At 32.6% G+C, this 18227-nt stretch carries 15 protein-coding genes and 3 pseudogenes; 5 read left to right on the forward strand and 13 right to left on the reverse strand.

What is annotated here, in order from left to right:
• Positions 1-491: 491 nt before the first annotated feature.
• From LMD38_RS28350 to LMD38_RS28360, 3 genes and pseudogenes are all read right to left on the reverse strand, one after another.
• Positions 492-1034, reverse strand: a pseudogene (locus tag LMD38_RS28350) (DUF6037 family protein); the annotation flags it as partial.
• 182 nt (positions 1035-1216) lie between these two features.
• Positions 1217-1516 carry a transcriptional repressor PagR gene (gene pagR, locus LMD38_RS28355; RefSeq protein WP_000200275.1) on the reverse strand — a complete coding sequence of 100 codons (300 nt, stop codon included), beginning with the start codon at positions 1514-1516 and terminating at the stop codon, positions 1217-1219.
• Between the two features lie 855 nt (positions 1517-2371).
• Complete coding sequence (locus LMD38_RS28360) at positions 2372-3685, reverse strand: hypothetical protein (RefSeq protein WP_000531859.1); 1314 nt, start codon at positions 3683-3685, stop codon at positions 2372-2374.
• A gap of 555 nt (positions 3686-4240) precedes the next feature.
• Here LMD38_RS28360 and LMD38_RS28365 point away from each other — a divergent pair.
• The gene (locus LMD38_RS28365; protein WP_000790845.1) at positions 4241-4621 is read left to right on the forward strand and encodes a DUF4878 domain-containing protein; all 381 of its coding nucleotides are present in this window, start codon (positions 4241-4243) and stop codon (positions 4619-4621) included.
• A 39-nt stretch (positions 4622-4660) separates the two neighbouring features.
• Here the strand turns inward: LMD38_RS28365 and LMD38_RS28370 are convergent, their stop codons facing one another.
• The 4 genes from LMD38_RS28370 to LMD38_RS28385 all read right to left on the reverse strand — a co-directional run bounded on the left by LMD38_RS28370 (position 4661) and on the right by LMD38_RS28385 (position 8633).
• Complete coding sequence (locus tag LMD38_RS28370) at positions 4661-5110, reverse strand: SMI1/KNR4 family protein (RefSeq protein ID WP_000073371.1); 450 nt, start codon at positions 5108-5110, stop codon at positions 4661-4663.
• Between the two features lie 12 nt (positions 5111-5122).
• Entirely contained in the window at positions 5123-6355 is a 1233-nt protein-coding gene (locus tag LMD38_RS28375) for a WXG100 family type VII secretion target (RefSeq protein WP_000107157.1), read from the reverse strand.
• A gap of 132 nt (positions 6356-6487) precedes the next feature.
• The gene (locus LMD38_RS28380) at positions 6488-8215 is read right to left on the reverse strand and encodes a hypothetical protein (RefSeq protein ID WP_002163384.1); all 1728 of its coding nucleotides are present in this window, start codon (positions 8213-8215) and stop codon (positions 6488-6490) included.
• Between the two features lie 262 nt (positions 8216-8477).
• Positions 8478-8633, reverse strand: coding sequence for a hypothetical protein (locus LMD38_RS28385; protein ID WP_000394773.1), 156 nt, complete (start codon positions 8631-8633; stop codon positions 8478-8480).
• A 351-nt stretch (positions 8634-8984) separates the two neighbouring features.
• Between LMD38_RS28385 and LMD38_RS28390 the strand changes: the two genes are divergently transcribed.
• Positions 8985-9239 carry a hypothetical protein gene (locus LMD38_RS28390; protein ID WP_000045596.1) on the forward strand — a complete coding sequence of 85 codons (255 nt, stop codon included), beginning with the start codon at positions 8985-8987 and terminating at the stop codon, positions 9237-9239.
• A gap of 288 nt (positions 9240-9527) precedes the next feature.
• On the opposite strand, the gene LMD38_RS28395 is transcribed toward LMD38_RS28390, so the two are convergent.
• Together LMD38_RS28395 and LMD38_RS28400 are read right to left on the reverse strand one after the other, a co-directional pair.
• Positions 9528-10040: a helix-turn-helix domain-containing protein gene (locus LMD38_RS28395; protein ID WP_000386116.1), complete on the reverse strand. Its 513-nt coding sequence runs from the start codon at positions 10038-10040 to the stop codon at positions 9528-9530.
• 21 nt (positions 10041-10061) lie between these two features.
• Positions 10062-10411, reverse strand: a pseudogene (locus tag LMD38_RS28400) (transposase).
• Positions 10412-10639: 228 nt separating this feature from the next.
• Here LMD38_RS28400 and LMD38_RS28405 point away from each other — a divergent pair.
• Positions 10640-11683 (forward strand): tyrosine-type recombinase/integrase, encoded by a 1044-nt coding sequence (locus LMD38_RS28405; RefSeq protein ID WP_001021542.1) that lies wholly within the window; start codon positions 10640-10642, stop codon positions 11681-11683.
• Between the two features lie 197 nt (positions 11684-11880).
• On the opposite strand, the gene LMD38_RS28410 is transcribed toward LMD38_RS28405, so the two are convergent.
• From LMD38_RS28410 to LMD38_RS28425, 4 genes and pseudogenes are all read right to left on the reverse strand, one after another.
• Positions 11881-12036, reverse strand: a complete 156-nt coding sequence (locus LMD38_RS28410) for a hypothetical protein (RefSeq protein ID WP_000721811.1) — start codon at positions 12034-12036, stop codon at positions 11881-11883.
• Positions 12033-12935, reverse strand: a pseudogene (locus tag LMD38_RS28415) (AimR family lysis-lysogeny pheromone receptor); the annotation flags it as partial. The gene LMD38_RS28410 and the pseudogene LMD38_RS28415, both read right to left, overlap by 4 nt.
• A gap of 10 nt (positions 12936-12945) precedes the next feature.
• Positions 12946-15921 (reverse strand): Tn3 family transposase, encoded by a 2976-nt coding sequence (locus LMD38_RS28420; RefSeq protein ID WP_001214174.1) that lies wholly within the window; start codon positions 15919-15921, stop codon positions 12946-12948.
• A 1-nt stretch (position 15922) separates the two neighbouring features.
• Positions 15923-16492 (reverse strand): recombinase family protein, encoded by a 570-nt coding sequence (locus tag LMD38_RS28425; RefSeq protein ID WP_000668444.1) that lies wholly within the window; start codon positions 16490-16492, stop codon positions 15923-15925.
• A 327-nt stretch (positions 16493-16819) separates the two neighbouring features.
• On the opposite strand from LMD38_RS28425, the gene LMD38_RS28430 reads away from it, so the two are divergent.
• The gene (locus LMD38_RS28430) at positions 16820-17584 is read left to right on the forward strand and encodes a DeoR/GlpR family DNA-binding transcription regulator (RefSeq protein ID WP_001070962.1); all 765 of its coding nucleotides are present in this window, start codon (positions 16820-16822) and stop codon (positions 17582-17584) included.
• 19 nt (positions 17585-17603) lie between these two features.
• On the forward strand, positions 17604-18224 hold the full coding sequence (locus LMD38_RS28435; RefSeq protein ID WP_000625819.1) for an HAD family hydrolase: 621 nt from the start codon (positions 17604-17606) through the stop codon (positions 18222-18224).
• Positions 18225-18227: the final 3 nt, after the last annotated feature.

An 18227-nucleotide genomic window follows, 5' to 3' on the forward strand; every position in this document is an offset into this window, starting at 1 on the left:
GGAATCGTCAGGAAAATAGGCTTAGCGTTGTAAATCCGCATTTTCCTGACGGGACCCCTATAAGTTCTTTTTTAATAGTAATAATGCAATAAGGAGAAAATTAACTTTCTTCTTATTGCATTATTGCTGGCTAAGTAGTTTAGAGTTTCTTGTCCTAAGTACAAAAAGTTTAGACTTTCATGTCCCGTTATTAAGACAAGAAAGTACCTACAAAGTTTATGATAAGGACTATTTTCCAACGATTGTTCATGAGATTTTAGTTTAGAGATTCATGTCTTTGTACATTACAGAAGCAAATCCATGTGATCTTATGGGTACGTGTAGGTTTAAATGTAGGTTACTTTTCTACTCTGTAACAAGTTTAAATATATAGTATATAAAAAATAAACAAGATAGATATGCTAGTCTATAGCTACTAGTGATTGGGTGTGTAGTAGGTATATATAAAGAACCCGACATTTGTGCCAGGCTCTTTTGGGTTATATTTGAGATTAGAGTTTGTTAAATTTAGTCTTTATTTCTTCTTTTTCTTTTCGCTCATCTTTTGGTGTACGCGTGAAGCATACGGAAATATTCCTTGTACCAATAAGCTTATGAGCATCGGGTAAAAGTTTTTCCGTTTTCGCTTTATTTTCTAAACTCCGTTTTTTTCCATTTAAATCATTATTAAGGAAACTGCGAAAATATATTTTGTCTTGTTCATTATCTTTACTGGTAGGATATGAATATGAACAAGCCAATCTATCCTTAAGCAGAATATTAGCTTTTGTTGGAATAGCGTTATGTAGAGCCTTGAAAAAATATAGTGGTTTAAAAGGACCGTTTTTATTATAATCAATTTCCAGGAACTCACAAAGTTTTTTGTATAAAATCTTATTCAGATCTGCTAATGGTAAGTGAAACGATTTGTAATTTTCTTCATTTTTGTATATTAACGGTAATTCCAAAAATTCGTTAGTGCCTCTTTTAAATAAGCCCAATGTGTATACTTTATTTGCTGTATCATCATAACTTTTTTTATCATCTATATCCCTTCCAGCGGCGTATTAGTGTTGATGGGGCATTTTCTTTTACAGGTTCATTATGACATATTTTAGTTATTGATATCATTAGAATAAAGAGATTATTTTTTAATGAATTAACAAATAAAAACCCTCCATTATCAGGAGGGTTTTGCTTTCTAAATAATTTACTTTTAAATTGTAGTCCTAATATTTTATTGTAACGGTCCTAATAACCCCATAATTTCTTTGGCTTTTTGGTTTTCAATGCTATAGTAAATTTCTAATCCTTGACGATTACCTCTTATAACCTTCCCTTTCATTTTAGATAAATGTTGGGAAACTGTTGATTGTGGAATGTTTAAAATTTCGGTCATTTGGGTTACATTTAGTGTTTTATGTTTAGAAAGCTCACTGATCAGTTTTAAGCGCATTGGGTGTGCCATAACCTTTAAAAGCTCTACATCCTCTTCTAAAATCGTATTTTCTACGTGTTGATTCGCAAAACTTGTCATAGTATCTTCTCCCCTTATTTGTTCTCTTCTCTTCTAATGTCATATAACTTCTGTAATACCTAATATCATTATATTTGAATGTTCTTTGTGAATTATAATAACTAAATTATACAATATCAATTTGTGTTAGTAGTGTAGTTAATGTGTGGTTTGTATGAAGTTTTAATTTGTAATGGTCTGAATGTAGCCTATTTATTAGACGGGACAAAATAATAAAGTATTATTAGGTAATAATATTTAAGTCATTAAGTATACAGGTAAGATTAGATTAGACTTGAATTAATACTTTACATAAACCATAACTAATTAAGTTGCCAAGCTCCTTTGCTTATTGCAAACTTTATGTTGTTTTCCGTTTATTACTAATTTTAGAATTACGTAGATATTATAAATTTCCGAATCTATATTTAACTATTTTAATGTTTATATATTAAAAAGTTTAAGGATATGTGTTATTATTTATATTGCAGGAATCATAGCTACCCTGCTTTTTTTAGTTACTAAGGAGGAGTGCAATGATGAGAGTTTTAATCGAGTTTTTGTTATTTATGTGTTGCCTTGCTTCTATTTTTCAGCTTGCATTGGTAATTAGACGTTATATGGCCATAAAAAAAGATTGGTTATTATGTAAAACAAAAGTCTTTAGTCAATCATGTGTGACTGGTTGTTATATTCTAGCTTTTTTTGTATTGAGATTCTATTAAGAACCTTTTATATAAGAATGGATACTAATGAATTTTAATTACCTTAGAACAAAAAAAGAACTTAGAAACCATAATACATAAAGGTTATAAGTTCTTTTTTGCTATTGAAACATTAAGTTACTGGCAGGTTTATTATCCATTTTACGAGAGTTTACAATTTCCGTATTACTCCCTCATTAATTCCAGTCATATAATCTCCATACATATTCCTTGCGAAAAGCTCGTTTTGTACTCCTAATTCCCATTTTTCGTTTGTAGCAGCTGCAAGATAAATAAACATATCTTTAACATGTAATTCAGTCTTCTTTTTATCATAATTGTCATAATTACTAAAGGAACTTATATACCTACAATACATCTCAAACAAGTGAGTTTCATCAAAATAAGTATCTCCTATGACACTGTAAACATGATCATTTCCAAAAAGGAACTCTGTCATTTTCGATATTAGGTCAAATTGATGCTCCTTTAGTACAAACCATTCTGCACCAAGGTGCTTAGTTTTTTCTGGTTCTGATTTATCATAACGAACTGCAGATGCAAGTTTAGAAATGTAGCTTCCTGTTATCACCACTAGCATATCTGCTAATTGTAATCCAACAAATTCTTTAGAATCCTTCTCTTCCATTATATTGCCAAACCCAATATTCTCAAATGGCTTAGAAGGTATTCCCTGATCAAGAATTAGTGTAGATTGCTCAGGTTCCCATATACCGTGTAACTTATTCTCACTTAACCATAAATCAACATCAGAGCTTACCTTTTCCCAGTCAAATGATACTTTTTCAAATACCACATCATTAGCTAATTTCTTCCCATTCCCAATGTCCTTTATCATTTTTTTGTAATATGCTATTTGGTTCCTCATTCTAGCAATATTCTTATGTTTTGCCACAAATTCTTTCAAATCTTTTTGAATAGAGTATAGTATTTCATTGATTGTTTTTTCTGGATCAAAAAGATTTCTAATAACCTCTTCAGATGCTTCTAATTCACAATATTTTGTGAGACTGTATTTAAACAAAATAGCAGAGTCGATAAATCTTTTTGCTTCCAGTTGGAGAATCCACTGTGTAAGTCTAGCATCAATAACCATCGACATTTTATTTACTGAAAATAGTAAGTTAGAGACATTTGCATCTAGTAGCATGTTAAATAAATTTAAATAAAAACTACTATTTACTTCTTTCATACTTGCAACGCCGAAATTGAAATTGCCTTTTAGAATATCAATTCCTTTTAGCTCTTTCTCAACTTTATTTTTTTGTCCGCTTCTATAGTTTTCAACCAGTTCCAGGTATTTTTTGTTAACATTTTCTAGGGAATCTTCTGGAATATAAAGTACATCGGCTACATAAGAACGCATTAAATCATCACCTAGATTTATTCTTCTATCGTCACGGTATGTATTTGGAATTCTGATTGTTTCTTGTGGTCCTTTTTCATCAATAAACACTTGTCCCATTGTTAATCATCCTCTCTTCTACTTAAGTCATTTAATTTTTACTACATTGTAAATGGATAAATAGTACACTCTAAAATTGCATTTAACGTTTTTTCTTAATGTTAGTATCTACAAATATATTATATATACGATATATGTGTTTTGTATGGAGTTACTGTAAATTTTTTGGGAAGTTTTCACAAAAGTAATCTATATAAAGAAAGCCTTAACTCTAATTTTTATGAATATGCTTATAGTTCAAAAAAGATAAAAGCCCTCCTGTGAATGGGAGAGCTTTTATCTTTCATATAAGTGAATCCGATTTTATGATTTTAAAAATGAATGTCGTCTGTTATACCCCTATAACGCTGACTTCATTATTATACTAATGTATATAACGGAAATCAATATTATAGTAATAGGTAGATTCCCCTGCTGCTCATCTTTTTAATAATAACATCATAAAAATTATATTTAAACATATATAGTTTTACGGTTTTAATTATTATATACTTATACAAGTGATTTAGCTCTTTATAAGAGTTGAAATTACGTTATATATAAGGAGTGGTTTGAATGAAAAACAAATTTGTGCGTATGATCATGTTAACGCTGGTAATGATAGTATCAATTTCAGCACTTGCAGCATGTGGAAATAATCGTAACCCTGAAGAAGTTGCTACAGCGTATTTCGAAGATGCAAAAGAAGGAAATGTTAAAGATTTTGGCGAGTTATTCACTCCTGAAGCGAAGAAAATCGTTGCTTTTGTGGGCGGAAATGCAGACCTAATGAAATCAGTTAGCAAGGATCTTAAAAGCTATAAAATTCGAAAAGTCGAAGAGAAAAATGAAATTGCTACAGTAACTGTTGATGCTGTATATAAAGATAATCCTAAAAAGGTAATCGTAATTGAACTAGAGAAAACGGATGATGGTTGGAAAATTAGTAAATCATAAAAAAACGGTCTAGAATTCTAGGCCGTTTTTTTTACTTCCTCAATCTTCTTCAAAATCACGTAGACTAGCAAGTAATTCTGTGAATGTTGAGCAAACAGGATATATTGCTTCTTCTATGTTATCCTCCTCATGCTCCCAAAATACTACTGTTGGTGATTCAGGACTGTTACGGTAATCAAAACATAGATGATTCCCAAATGAATCCTTGCCAAAAGGATATACTTTATTTGCTAATCTATCTTTTATATCATTATAAACTTGAATGATTGAATTTCTACTTTCTAAATCAAAAGTTAAAAGCTTACTAAATACATTCTCATCCTGTCCAGGTACATCAAATATTTTTGGTCTTGGATAACCACTATCATATTTTTTTACACATTCCACAAAATCCATAGGGAATTTTATGTTAAAATATTGTTCTACTTTCTGGATGTTTTCATCTGTAATTTCTTTTTTATTTACTCCAATCCAAGTAACGTTGCTCATATATAATCCTCCTTACTTATCGCTGTCTTTTCCCCAAATTTTATATCCACCAGTGTGGCCTGTTTTCCTATGTGTTTCATAATCAACAAGTTGCATTCGTCCTGCTTCTTGATGATGATGCCATGTATAATTTTCTGGTACCTCACCTAGTTTAAATAACTCTATTTCTTCTTCTGTGAATTTTGCAGCTAATTTAGGGTCTTTCATTATTTGTTCGTATAATGCTTTACTACATATTCTATCATGTGTTGGTCTAGACTTTTTAAAATCAGCTTCTTTTAATTTAACTTCAGAAACGGGTTTAAAGATAGGAAAACCATCTAAATCATACGGAATGCCTGTAACTGGATGTTTATCCCCCGCTAGCTCACCCAATCTTAATCTTATTGTTTTCGGACCATTTGGACCCTCATAAGTATATGGAGCTGCTTTCTGTAAGTACTGTTTAATACTACCGACTCCCGCATATGAAAGGTGGTTTCCAACCTTGAATTCATAGTTGTTTAATATATGTAGTGCATTTCTATATGCCGGAGAATTAATTACAAGTGATTTTCCTTTAGTAAAACCTGTAATAGCAGCTACCTTTCCAACTTGTCCTGCTTTACTAAGACCTTTATCACCCAGAAGCCCGAGTCCTAACGTTGCTATACCATAAGCTACATAATGCTCTCTACTTTCCAGATCCCCATTCCAAAATTTATTCATAAATGTATCTGATACAGTATTCCATGCAGCAGGAATAGTCTCCCTATAGTTTACAATCGCATCTCGCATATTAAGCCAGGTTTCTTTATCACCTAAGGATATCAGTCCTTCCCACGCATCCACTGCACCATCTACAAACCCATTAGAAATACCAGTCCACGCAGCATTTAAATCTTTTTTATTGAAAAAAGACTCTTCTGATTTTGGAGGGAGTTTTCCGCACATGGCTCCTTCTTGAATATCAGAGTCAACTAAATTTCCGCCATACAATTCATCCGCTTCTCGGAATTTAACAGCTGCACGTTCTAATTCTACTGCGATTTTATCTAATTCTTGCAAGATGTTAAACATCATTGGCTTTGCTTCATTAAACATCTGATAGAAACGATCACTGCTTGCTCCGCTCCACTGAGAAGCTATATATTCAGTTTGAGAGTATAAATCTTTATGTATATATTCTAATGACGACCTCGTATTTCTTACGGTTTTAGCAGCTTGTTCTAATTGTTCCGGTGTTACCTTAATTTGTGTGCTCATTCCATCCCTTCTTTGCATATATATTATGAAAATTATAACATATCATTATTTCATTAATGGTTATCATTTGAAAATATCCGTTCCTAAAAAAGATAAAAGTTACAACAATAGTTGCAACTTTTATCTGAAATATTAATCTTCCTTGATTTCTTCCCAACACTCATCACATACTTTATCCGTAGGGGAATTCAATGTTTTTCCACATTTCATACATTTCCCTACATGATTAGGATGCTCGCAATATAGGCAAGTACCTATTTCAAATCCGTTATCTTCTGATAAGTTGATGCTATATTTATTACATTGTTCACAAGGAAAGGATGCTATGTCATCTTCTTCTATTTCAGGCATATAATTCTTCATAAAATAGGAAATTTCAGTTTCAATTATTTCGAGGTCGTCAATATCAAGCTCTGCCTCATTGTCTGGCATATATGTTCCTTGATCATCATCAAAGTATGAACTCCCGTTTGTAAACGTGATTTTAAAGGTAGTTTGCGGAGTGTTGTTATAAAATAATATAAAGTTCACTGTACTTTCACCACATTCAGAACTATCAAGTGCTACTTCTGTTGCCATGTGTAATGTACAATCAAAGTAATTATGGGTGATTTCGAACGCTTTTTCATTATTTAATAAATTTTGTTCTTCAAATTCTAACTCGATGTCACTACGATAATATAACATTTCTTGTAAATTACCAAACGCTTCAGAGACTATCGCTTTAAACTTTTCTAGGATTTCATCTTCATCTAGAATTTCTACTGCTGCTTCTTCACGTATTCTTCTACGATAATGAAGTTCTGCTTCATTATCGCCCATCATTTGCATAACTTCTTGTTCTTCTAGTTTTTCAAGATATTTTTCCATTTCCGAATCTAAATGATTATTGAATTTTTTTTCGGCTTCTGTAATTATTCCTAATAACTCTTCCATGATTTTTTTGTATTTTTTAAACAGCTTTATATCTATTAATTTGTTATGGGCTACGTGATTTCTATCCTCACAAAAGCCTTTCCACTTGCCTATAAATCTATCTAAATCACAAGAAAACCATGGCTCAAAGAATTCTTTACCAAAGTCCTTATCTACTTCCAATGTATCCTCTAAAATACCTGTTAATTTTTTTTTATGCATATCTAATTTTTGTCCATTTAATAAATCAGTCATAATATATTGGAATTTTCGAATGTCCGGATTGTCTGTATTTGGAGAAGCGAATAAGTTAACTTCTTTTACTTTATGTGTTTTAAAGGTCAAAATACTTATTAAATCTCCGGTATCTATAGACATTAAACTTGTATGTATATTTTTAAAACTATGTGAACGCCCTTTAAATTGTTCATCTCTTTCTTTATATCCTTGAACGAGCTTGGTAGGCATATATGTTTCCCACCAATTTCCACCTAAATTATAGAATAGAATTGTATTAATTAATCTTCTTAATGCGTTCTCTACTTTATGAACCTCGCCGTATAATATATCTGAAAACCTTTCAGCTTGTATATCTTGTAGCCACAGACATTCTTCCCATTCAACTAGCATTAAATCTTTTAACTTGGTTTTTAAATTATGTAGATTCGGATCTAGATGCGTCCAATAATCTCCAGATATTTCTACTTTTAATTGTGAAATTGTATTTGACCTGATATAGGTAAATGAGATAATAAATTCATTTATATTATCTATCACAATTGCGCATTTTCTAGTTTTAGTATTGGCCGAAAAAAAATTAAAATCATTTGTCCTCAAATCTTTTTTGATGTTCTCCAGAAGTTTTTTCGTATAACTTTCGAAATCAAAATCTGATTCTGAATTCTTTAGATTAATCATTACGAACTGTACTAATTCGCTCATCATGTAGTCCCCCATTAAATTTAAAAATAACATGCACTTAATGAAAGAATATAGAAACCTCTCATTCCTCTATTAGTTCTATTTTCTTCATTTATTGACCAAAAAATAAAAATATGGTATGTTTACTGTAGATTAGATATATATTGAATGCATATCCAATATATATTAAGTATAGTACTTAACTGAATTGCATAAACTAAAAAAGACGAGATGCGTCAACATCCCGTCCCATAACTGCTACTGTCAAGGTGGCTGTTATTATGCATTATCTTTTTCTTTTAGACCCACGCTTGTACTTTGGTCGGTGAAGCGCGGGTTTTTTGTTGTCTTTTTTTTCGAATTGCTTTTTCAGTGCGTATGCTGAAACCTCACGCACAACTGCTCTTGCAATTTCTTTTAAAAGTTCAAACAAAAATTCCATGTTATATCACCCCCTTTCCTTCCAAATGGAAAGAAGGGATAATAACAAGCCCACCTTCACACGATATACAGTTATACTCCTATTTTATCATATTCCTATTCATTTAAATAGAGAATCCACAATGATACATTCATTTTTGAATAATCTAGTTTACTATAATTAAAATATGTTTACTCGAAGGTTTTCACACTTAACCATAAATTTTATTAGAAATAGTAATTTTTTTGAATTTTATAATATTTATTTATCAAGTTTTAAAGATTTTAAACACCTGTGGTATATGTTACCATTTTATTAACCTATTAGTTACATTATTCTAATAAGTTAATAAAATAATAAGGGGGATTATTTATGTCAAAGTCAAAAATTAAAAAGATAGTTGGGGCGCTAAGTTTAACATCTTCATTACTTATTTCTGCAATGCCGGCAAGTGCTGGTTCAGGATTAATATGGGTTAGAGACAAATACCCTAATGCATATGAATTTGATTATAATGGCGCCAAGGGGACAGTTAAAATTTTTTACAGAGATAAAAAAGGAAATACTAAAACAAAGATAGAAAAATGCCATATGGATAACAACACATGTTATGTACCAGATAAATGATAAAAAAAGCACTCAATTCGAGTGCTTTTTTTACCTTGAATAAAATCGTCTTAAATTTCTCATCACCAATTCCAAAATTCTCTATATATAGTATATATGTTACTTTTTTTGTATTTTAAGAGAATTTTTTTGGAGCACACTCAAAAAAGGGGCTCTCAAATTCGTTTATAAAGAGCGTTGGTTATATCAGCAATACAATAAGATTCGATAGTTGTAAAGTTTCTTAAAAACAAAAATAGACCCCTTATAACGTTTTTCGTTTTTTAGGGATCTATTCTTTCTGGGATTCTATTCTTCTATTTCTTCTTTTACTTCTGCAGATAAAATGTCTTCAGCAAACTTCTTGTAGCCATTATACCCCTTCTTTGCAGCCTTTTTCTTTATTGCTTCTACTACTTTTTCATCAAGATAGAGACTTAAATGCTGCTTTTTTTCTTTCGATTCCTCTTTTGAACGGTTTTCAATTTTTTCTTTGAAAACTTCCAAATCCTTTTTTAAGTACAATCGTTCAGTAGATTTCCCTTTAGCAATCTCTTTAAAGGGCAATATCCCGTCTTTAGCGGCATTATGAACGTAAGTCTTAGACTTATTTAGAAATTCAGCTGCTTCTTTTAATGTTAAAGAGTCTTTGTATAATTCCTCTAACTTTTTTACATCTTCTTGTTCAAAGCGATATCCGCCATCTGCTTTCCAGGTAGCCAGATTGATAGGTTCGATCTGTTTATACTTAATTAAATAGCCTAATTGATTTTTTGTTAAACCTACCCTATCGCATACCTCTTCTAAAGATAAATAGTCCATTTCTCACCTCGTCCGAAACTTTCATTCTAGCTGTTGTTTAAATTTTCTTAGTTGATACTTTGTTAAACCTGTTTCTTTTACTACATCTGTAATTGAGTACTCCTTATACTGCAGATACTTAAATGGATTCTCCATATAACGTTCTCGTACCTTATTAAATGTACTCTTTTTCGATAAAGAATTCAATTGCTCTCCTTTCTCTCGGATGGAATCGAAAATGGACAACCTTTACAATGTTTGTAGTTTCTCTGTTTTGCCTGTTCTTGCTCATCTGTACAATTCACTGATAGGTTGTTCAGAGGGCAAATTGAACAATGGGTATCTTCTAAATTATGGATTTCTTGTAAAATTTTCAGACGAAGACTAGTCAAAAAAATCTCCTCCTACCGCATTTGGATTGAAATGTACAAAAAAATCAATTAAATATTTCCATTATACATTATCTAAACAGAAACGTTAAATAATAAGGTAAAAAATATATTTAAACATTTCATTCTATACCACAATAAATTATGTATTTATTGTGGTATAATTAGAATCATAAAATTTTATAAAAATATATGTGTATCTTTTCATTCTATTAAAAGGTGTGTGTAAATTTGAATATTATAAATTACGAACATAATAATCAACTTGTAAAATCTAAATCGGATTTTTTTGATAGCAGCCATTTCGAAAAAATTATGGGTTTGGGTATCCGTAATATTGACTACTCCCAATTAAGTGAAGAATCATTAGTTTATTTATTTTTACATGATGAGCCTTCTTTAACGAAAAAAAGAAGTGAGCGAACAAAACAACAGTATCTGCACGATCTTTCTCATTTTCTTCGTTACATAAAAGAAACCATTGGAACCATCCAGGAGCTATCCCATAATGATATGGAAATCTACTTCTATGAATTAAGTAAGAAATATGCTGCCACTACATTACGTCGAAAGAAAACAGTGGTTCAGCAATTTTTAAAATACGTGTATGATAATAATGGACTCTCAGACAACTTTAGTAGTCGCCTTAAAAAAGTATCCATAAAAAAAGAAGAGCTAGTCAATCGTGACCTTTATCCAGAAGAAGTTACCCAGATATTAGATGAACTAAAAAAATCCAACTATTTTGTTTACACTATATTTTTCTTATTAACTACAACAGGACTACGAATTGAAGAAATCGCAACTGCTAAATGGGCAGATTTGGTCTTTCATTCATCTTTAAATGCCTATCTACTTCGTGTAGTTGGTAAAGGGAATAAAAGTAGGGAAGTTCGTATCTTTGAAGACACGTTGGATGATTTATACCATGTTCGAAGTTTACGTAAACAAACAATAGAACTAGATGCATCGAATACCTCCGCTTTCCTTCCTAAAGCTGATGGAACTAATTATCGAGCGGACTATCTATCTTCTCTTGTGGCAAAAAAAATTGAAGAAACAAATTTAGATTTTCTGCGTTATCGACAGGATAGAATTACTCCTCACACTTGTAGGCATTTCATGGCTAATTACTTAATGGAAAAGGGTATAGAACTAAAAAAAATAAGGGACTATTTAGGGCATGAGTCTATTATGACGACAGAACGTTATTTAAGAGAACGTACAAGACGTCAAAACTTGGCCACAATAGATATCGGAAAGTCATTATTTTAGTAAGTATATATAATAGGAAGAAACTCGATTTGATGTGTCGATTTTAGGAGTTAAAATTCCTTTTCAGTTCTCATTTTCTATTTGTGAATTTTTCACATACATTTCACGAATTTCGAAATCGATATTTAGGAAATATCCCTAAAAACAACAAATGCGATTGCCTCTACTGAGACAATCGCATTCGAATTATTTAAAGCTTAACCCATCCCACTTCCAGGGTCAGCCATTCTAGCTAATAATTGTTCTGAATCTTTTTTTACTAATTTGTTTGGTTGCTCTTTACTACCAGCAGCGGTGTAAACAATTCCTGCCGCTAAAACGATACTTGTTAATAAAAATAATATTTTCTTCATATAGCACCACCTTCGTACATTATACCATTCCCATTAAATTCTACCACTATTTTTTTAGGGAATCTACAATAGAACCTATTACCAGCACACTCTAGTAGCACAATTGACTTTTCAATTAATGAAATATCATTCTTTGCTATTCCTAAATAACAATATTGCATTGGTGTTAGCGTACCATTTTTCTTTTCTAATTCACTTAAAATATCAACTGCATTTTTGTGGTTTCCCTTAATAATCTCTAAAAAAGATTTTTCTGCAGAATGATATATATCAATATTCTCCAATTCTTGCTTATTAACTAACTTAATAAAAGCATATGTGTTAAGAATCGATTGCTTTCTTTGTTTTTCCCTTTCAAAGTTACATGGTCCTAACTGTTTTAGTGCCTTCTTCATATACCAAGATGCACTATCATAACAATCAAAGGTATATGACTCTGCTATATAAGCAAGAGCTAATGCTCTTAAAAGGCGGAAACAATCTTTAGGATCATCTATCGCTAAAATCTCCTGACACAATTTCCTAGACATTTCAAGGTTATCTTGCACTAAATAGGCATACGCTAATCCTTCTTTAATCCTACCTAAATAAGATGACTGAATAAAACTATCGGTAATTGCTTTTATATCCGGAAGTAACATCTCAGCATACTCGAACAGAGAATTGTATTTTTCTAAATCATACATAGTGTAGTAAGTTAATATACCACATAAGACCTTCATCTCAATTGTCTTGATTATCTTACTCCTCTTATGATCTTCAAGCCTAGATAACAATTCCTGTTTTTTAATCGTCCCGTTACTTCTAAGTAAAACCATTTCATATACATAAGCCCATTCTCTATTCATTGCGAGTGAGGACTTTCTCTCTCTATCTACTAATAGGGGTACTGCCGACAAAACGCGGATATTATACGCTAAGACATTTTTTGGATATGAAAACCCTAAGTGGACGTAGGGAATGTATTGAGTTCAAAATCTCAGGTATAAATGAATATTCTCCTAGAAAGTTTATATGTTCCCATCCTAATGGTGATATGTGTGGGAGCAATTCCTCTTGATACTTTCCTGTATTTTTAAAATGTTCAATTGCTTGTGATAGATACACGGTATTCCAAATACTAATAGCATTAATAATTAAGTTTAAGGCGCTGGCACGCTGTAATTGATCTTGTAATGCTCTTTCTCTAAGTTCCCCATGTTTCCCAAAGAAAATAGCTCGTGCCAATGCATTCATAGCTTCTCCTTTATTTAATCCACGTTGAATTCGCCGACGCAATGTTTCGCTAGAAATATAATCTAATATAAACAAGGTTTTATCTATGCGACCCATCTCTCTTAAAGTTGTCGCAAGGCTATTTTGACGAGAATAAGAACCTAATTTCCCCATAATGAGAGAAGCAGAGACCGTTCCTTTACGAATGGAATGTGCCAACCTTAATACATCATCATAATTTTCCTGAATGATCTTGGTGTTAATTCTTCCACGAAGCAACTTCTCCATTTCTGGATATTGGTCTGGTTTTTCAAATGAATAAAGTTTTGAATCTGCAAGGTCTCGTAGTCTTGGGGCAAATCGAAATCCTAACAAATTAGTTAATCCGAATACTTGATCCGTATAACCAGCCGTATCTGTATAATGTTCTTCAATATGCAAGTCGGTTTCATGATGCAATAAACCATCTATAACATGAACAGCGTCTCTTGCGTTTGTATTAATCACTTTCGTATAGAAGCTAGAAAATTGGTCACTAACAAACCGATAAATGGTTGTTCCTTTCCCTGTGCCGTAATGTGGATTTGCATCAGCGTGTAAGGATGAAACTCCTACTTGAACACGCATTCCATCTGAAGAAGAAGTTGTACCATCGCCCCAGTACGACGACAAGTTTAACTGGTGTTGAAAATTCACCATAACGGCTTGTGCTTTATTCATAGCATCTTCATATAAACGCCATTGTGAGGCTGTGGACATTTGCCGGTAAGAAACCCCTTGTGTCGCTTCTGCCATCTTAGTAAGACCGATGTTTGTTCCCATAGCCATAATCGCTGCCATGATCGCAGGCTTTTCTTCTTCTTTCGGTGGATTCAGCGTAGAAGCATGGAGGAACTGCTTTTCGAATCCCGTCCAACTTGCTACTTCCATAAGCAAATCTGTCAACTTCACATGAGGTATCAGTTGATATAGAGATAAACTATATTCTCGTGCTGTTTCTGGAACGTTTTTCTCCAAACGATGGAGATGCAGCCGTCCGTCTTCAAAATTAACCCCATCTAATTCTGTGATATTCGCTTTAATCCATTCAAGCCGATTATGTAATGCATCTATTTTCAATTTTAAGTATTCATCAACAGAAGGTGGTGCGGTAAGTCCATTAAGGTGCTTGTTTTGCTCCCATGCTTCTTTTGTCACTAAATAATTATCAAAATCTTGATGCTGACGACTTCCTTTAATAGAAACGTTACCTGAGCGTACAAGATTTCTTAACTCGGTAAGAACAGACATCTCATAATATTGGCGATTTATATTACCATCATCATCATAAACGTGCTTTTGCCAGCGATTCGAGATAAAGTCCAAAGGAGCTCCTTCTGGAATTTTTCGTTTATTATTTTTGTTCATCTCTTTAATGGTCTCAATAGCTTGAAGCAATGGCTCTCCTGATTTTGTAGAAGTGAATTCTAGGGCTTCTAACAATGTTGGAGTATATTTACGTAAGTAGTTAAAGCGAAATTTTAGTAAGTCTAAGTAATCGTAATCCATTGGGCGTGATAATTGCTTCGCCTCTTCTATTGAGTTTACGAAGTCCTCCCAAGGCATAATAGCTTCTAAGGCTTCAAATGGGTCCTTCCCTTGTTCTTTTGCTTGAATCAATGCTGTTCCCAAATCTGCAAAGTGAATAACCTTTTCATTAACTGATTTACCATTTAACCTCTGAATCTCTTCTTGAGCTTTACGTCCTTTTGATAACAATAGGCTAATTTGCCGATCATGTATCTCAAAGGCATGATCAGTAAGGTTTTGGCTAAGTTGTAGGAGGTGTAAAACTAAAAGCGCAAATTTCTTATTCTCTTTAAATCTACGGAATGAACGGGGTTCATATTTGGAACCCAATCGTGCTAGCTGTAAGACCCTATTTGGATGAATTTCTTTAATATCCACATTAAGTTGCAAAGTTCGTATGACTTGAAGACGTTTTATAACCTTTAAGAAGGCATCTGGAGAAGATTGACCGGGAACTTCTCGCAACCAAGCAAGGGGTGTCTTTGAATTGGTGGAACTTACATCAAGTAAGTGATCTAACTTTTGTTTTTGAGATTCACTTAATGTAGAGATGATAGATTTAAAAATTCGTTCTTCTGCCCGTTGACGAGCTTCCCATACAATCCTTTCTATTGTTGTCAGTGCTGGCAAAATTACTTTTTGTCTTCGCAATTCTTCAATTGTTGAGCGAATCAAGTAGTCTGTATTTCCGTTCTCAAGAGCGAGTTTAAGAGTAAATTGTGCAATTATTCGATATGCCCCAAAGGATAAGTTTTGGTAGCCATAATGTTGCCGAAGTTCCTCTAGATGTTCATTTCGAGTTGCTACCCGTTTTGCATACTGGGTATATTCTTGAGGGGAGACATCAATTTGTTTTGCAATATAATCGAGTATTGGGCTGGGAATGTCTTTAATCTGAAATAAAGTCCAACCCGGATACCGAAGGACAGCGAGCTGTAAAGCAACCCCTAAGCGATTATGGTCTCTTCGGTGCTTATTAATAAATCCAAGATCTTCTGAGGTAAAAGTATAGTGCATTTCTATGTCATGCTCATTCATATCATCGGGAATAGACACAAACATATTTCGCTGATCGGAGGTTAACAGTTCTTTCCCTCTCATGTTATACCTCCTTGCCAGATTTTTCTTTCGTTCCTAAGTAACGATATAACGTTGTTGCTCCTATTCCTGTGGCTTCTTTAATTTGAGATAAGGAGTAGTCTTTACTTTCATACATCTTCATGGCAAGCATGATTTTTTTAGGTTCAACCTTCGGTCTACCTCCATTTCTTCCCCTAGCTCTAGCAGCTACCAGTCCATCTTTAGTTCGTTCACTAATGATGTCCCGTTCTAATTCGGCTATGCTGGCTAACATTCTGAAAAAGAATCGCCCCATAGCTGTTGTTGTGTCAATTTTATCTTGAATAGACACGAAATGAATTCCCTTAGCTTCAAACTGCTCCATGAGTTCAATTAAATGTTTGGTACTTCGACTGATACGATCTAATTTGTAGACAACTACTGTGTCGCCCTTACGCAGAACTTTAAGTAGCTCGTCCAATTGAGGACGGTTTTTCCTCTTACCTGATTCTTTTTCTTCAAAAATCTGTTCCACTTCATAATGGTTCAAAGCATCCAGTTGTAATGACAATGACTGATCTTGCGTACTTACCCGTGCATATCCAAATTTCAACACAAATCCCCCCTTACTTAATACATTTACTATACCAAAAAGGGTATTTAAATAGATATATTAGTAATTTGATTTTGGTTATATTTTTGGTTATGTGTTTTAAGTAGTTTTTGAATATTTTTAGATAATCTCTTTTCTACAACCAAAAACGGTCGTTTATGGGACTTGTTATATTGAATTAAACAATATTTATAAAGGCACCAAATAAAGCCTCTCGCTTAAGTAACTTAAATTAACTTAAAAATCTAGGTATTTTTACATAATAACGCTTAAAGTAACTTGAAAATAAACTTATATTAACTTAAAATGAGCGTAAGGAGGTTACTTATGAATCAAGAAGAACGATTGATACGAGTCCTTAATTATTTAGAAACACATAAAACCATGAATATAAAGCAAATGTGTGAAATGTTTCATATCTCACGAGATACTGCAAGAAGAGATATAGTAAAACTTTCAAAAAATAAAGCAATAGTTAGAACCTATGGCGGGGTGGCTTTAGCTACTTTTCATAAGAAAATTGATACTTACCAAGAGCGTTCACAAACTGAATTAGAAACGAAAAAATCGATTGGAATGAAAGCTGCAAATATGATCACAAACAATGACATGATTTATTTAGACGTTTCAACAACAGTCAACTTTGTAGCACAACATTTACAATCACAGAACGTAACTGTTGTGACGAATTCGATTGATAGTGCTTATATGTTAGCTCAATCTGAAGATACGACTATTCATCTTTTGGGAGGAACTTTAAATAAGGTTTCTCGGCATACTACAGGGATTTCTACCACTGAAAAACTCAAAGATTATCACTTTAATAAGGTGTTTATTGGAACAGCAGGTATTACAGAAGACGGGATATACTATGGTTTTGAAGAAGATATTTATTTCAAGCGTGAATTAATAAAACATGCTGATCAAGTTATTTTGGTGGCAGATCACACTAAATGCAATCAACGACAAAATTATAAGGCTTTAACGTTTGAATCTATTGATACATTCATTACAAATAAAGCTATGCCTAGTAATTTATATAACACTCTGAAAGAAAATGGTGTTGAAGTAGTAATTACAAGTGAGGATTAAAAAATTAGGAGGTTTTATTATGATTTCATCTCTTGTTTTTGACGTAGACGGCACAATTTTAGACACAGAAAAGGCAATACTAAAATCCTTACAAAAAGTTTTAAAAGAAGAGCTAAAGAAAGATTATGAGTTACAGGATTTAAGATTTGCATTAGGAATTCCAGGGAAAGAAACATTGAAAAAATTAAATGTACAAAATATAGATGTTGTTCATCCGAAATGGTCCGAATCTGTACTAGATTTTTCCCATGAAGTTTCTGTGTTTGAAGAATTAGAAGACGTTATTAAAGAGTTATCTCTTAGTAAATTAAAGCTTGGTATTGTTACATCAAAAACTAAGCAAGAATTAATAGATGAGTTCGAGCCATTTGGTTTAAGTGGTCATTTTGAACATACAGTTTGTGCGTGTGATACAGATAAACATAAACCACACCCTGAACCATTATTTGCTTGTTTACAACAATTAGATGTTCCTAATCATGAGGCAATATACATTGGAGACTCTATATACGATATGCAATGTGCAAAAAGTGCGGGTGTAAAATTCGCATTAGCTTTGTGGGGTTCAAAAACACAGGAAGGGTTTGAAAAAGCTGATTATGTATTAAATACACCAAAAGATATTTTAGACTTAATTTAACCA

The sequence above is a fragment of the Bacillus pacificus genome, from assembly GCF_020861345.1.
GTDB classification, from domain to species: Bacteria; Bacillota; Bacilli; order Bacillales; family Bacillaceae_G; genus Bacillus_A; species Bacillus_A pacificus.

Bases quoted from the DNA above. Each gene is read 5' to 3' on its own strand.
- pagR (WP_000200275.1), bottom strand. From the start codon at position 1,516: ATGACAAGTTTTGCGAATCAACACGTAGAAAATACGATTTTAGAAGAG.
- LMD38_RS28360 (WP_000531859.1), bottom strand. From the start codon at position 3,685: ATGGGACAAGTGTTTATTGATGAAAAAGGACCACAAGAAACAATCAGA.
- LMD38_RS28365 (WP_000790845.1), top strand. From the start codon at position 4,241: ATGAAAAACAAATTTGTGCGTATGATCATGTTAACGCTGGTAATGATA.
- LMD38_RS28370 (WP_000073371.1), bottom strand. From the start codon at position 5,110: ATGAGCAACGTTACTTGGATTGGAGTAAATAAAAAAGAAATTACAGAT.
- LMD38_RS28375 (WP_000107157.1), bottom strand. From the start codon at position 6,355: ATGAGCACACAAATTAAGGTAACACCGGAACAATTAGAACAAGCTGCT.
- LMD38_RS28380 (WP_002163384.1), bottom strand. From the start codon at position 8,215: ATGATGAGCGAATTAGTACAGTTCGTAATGATTAATCTAAAGAATTCA.
- LMD38_RS28385 (WP_000394773.1), bottom strand. From the start codon at position 8,633: ATGGAATTTTTGTTTGAACTTTTAAAAGAAATTGCAAGAGCAGTTGTG.
- LMD38_RS28390 (WP_000045596.1), top strand. From the start codon at position 8,985: ATGTCAAAGTCAAAAATTAAAAAGATAGTTGGGGCGCTAAGTTTAACA.
- LMD38_RS28395 (WP_000386116.1), bottom strand. From the start codon at position 10,040: ATGGACTATTTATCTTTAGAAGAGGTATGCGATAGGGTAGGTTTAACA.
- LMD38_RS28410 (WP_000721811.1), bottom strand. From the start codon at position 12,036: ATGAAGAAAATATTATTTTTATTAACAAGTATCGTTTTAGCGGCAGGA.
- LMD38_RS28420 (WP_001214174.1), bottom strand. From the start codon at position 15,921: ATGAGAGGGAAAGAACTGTTAACCTCCGATCAGCGAAATATGTTTGTG.
- LMD38_RS28430 (WP_001070962.1), top strand. From the start codon at position 16,820: ATGAATCAAGAAGAACGATTGATACGAGTCCTTAATTATTTAGAAACA.
- LMD38_RS28435 (WP_000625819.1), top strand. From the start codon at position 17,604: ATGATTTCATCTCTTGTTTTTGACGTAGACGGCACAATTTTAGACACA.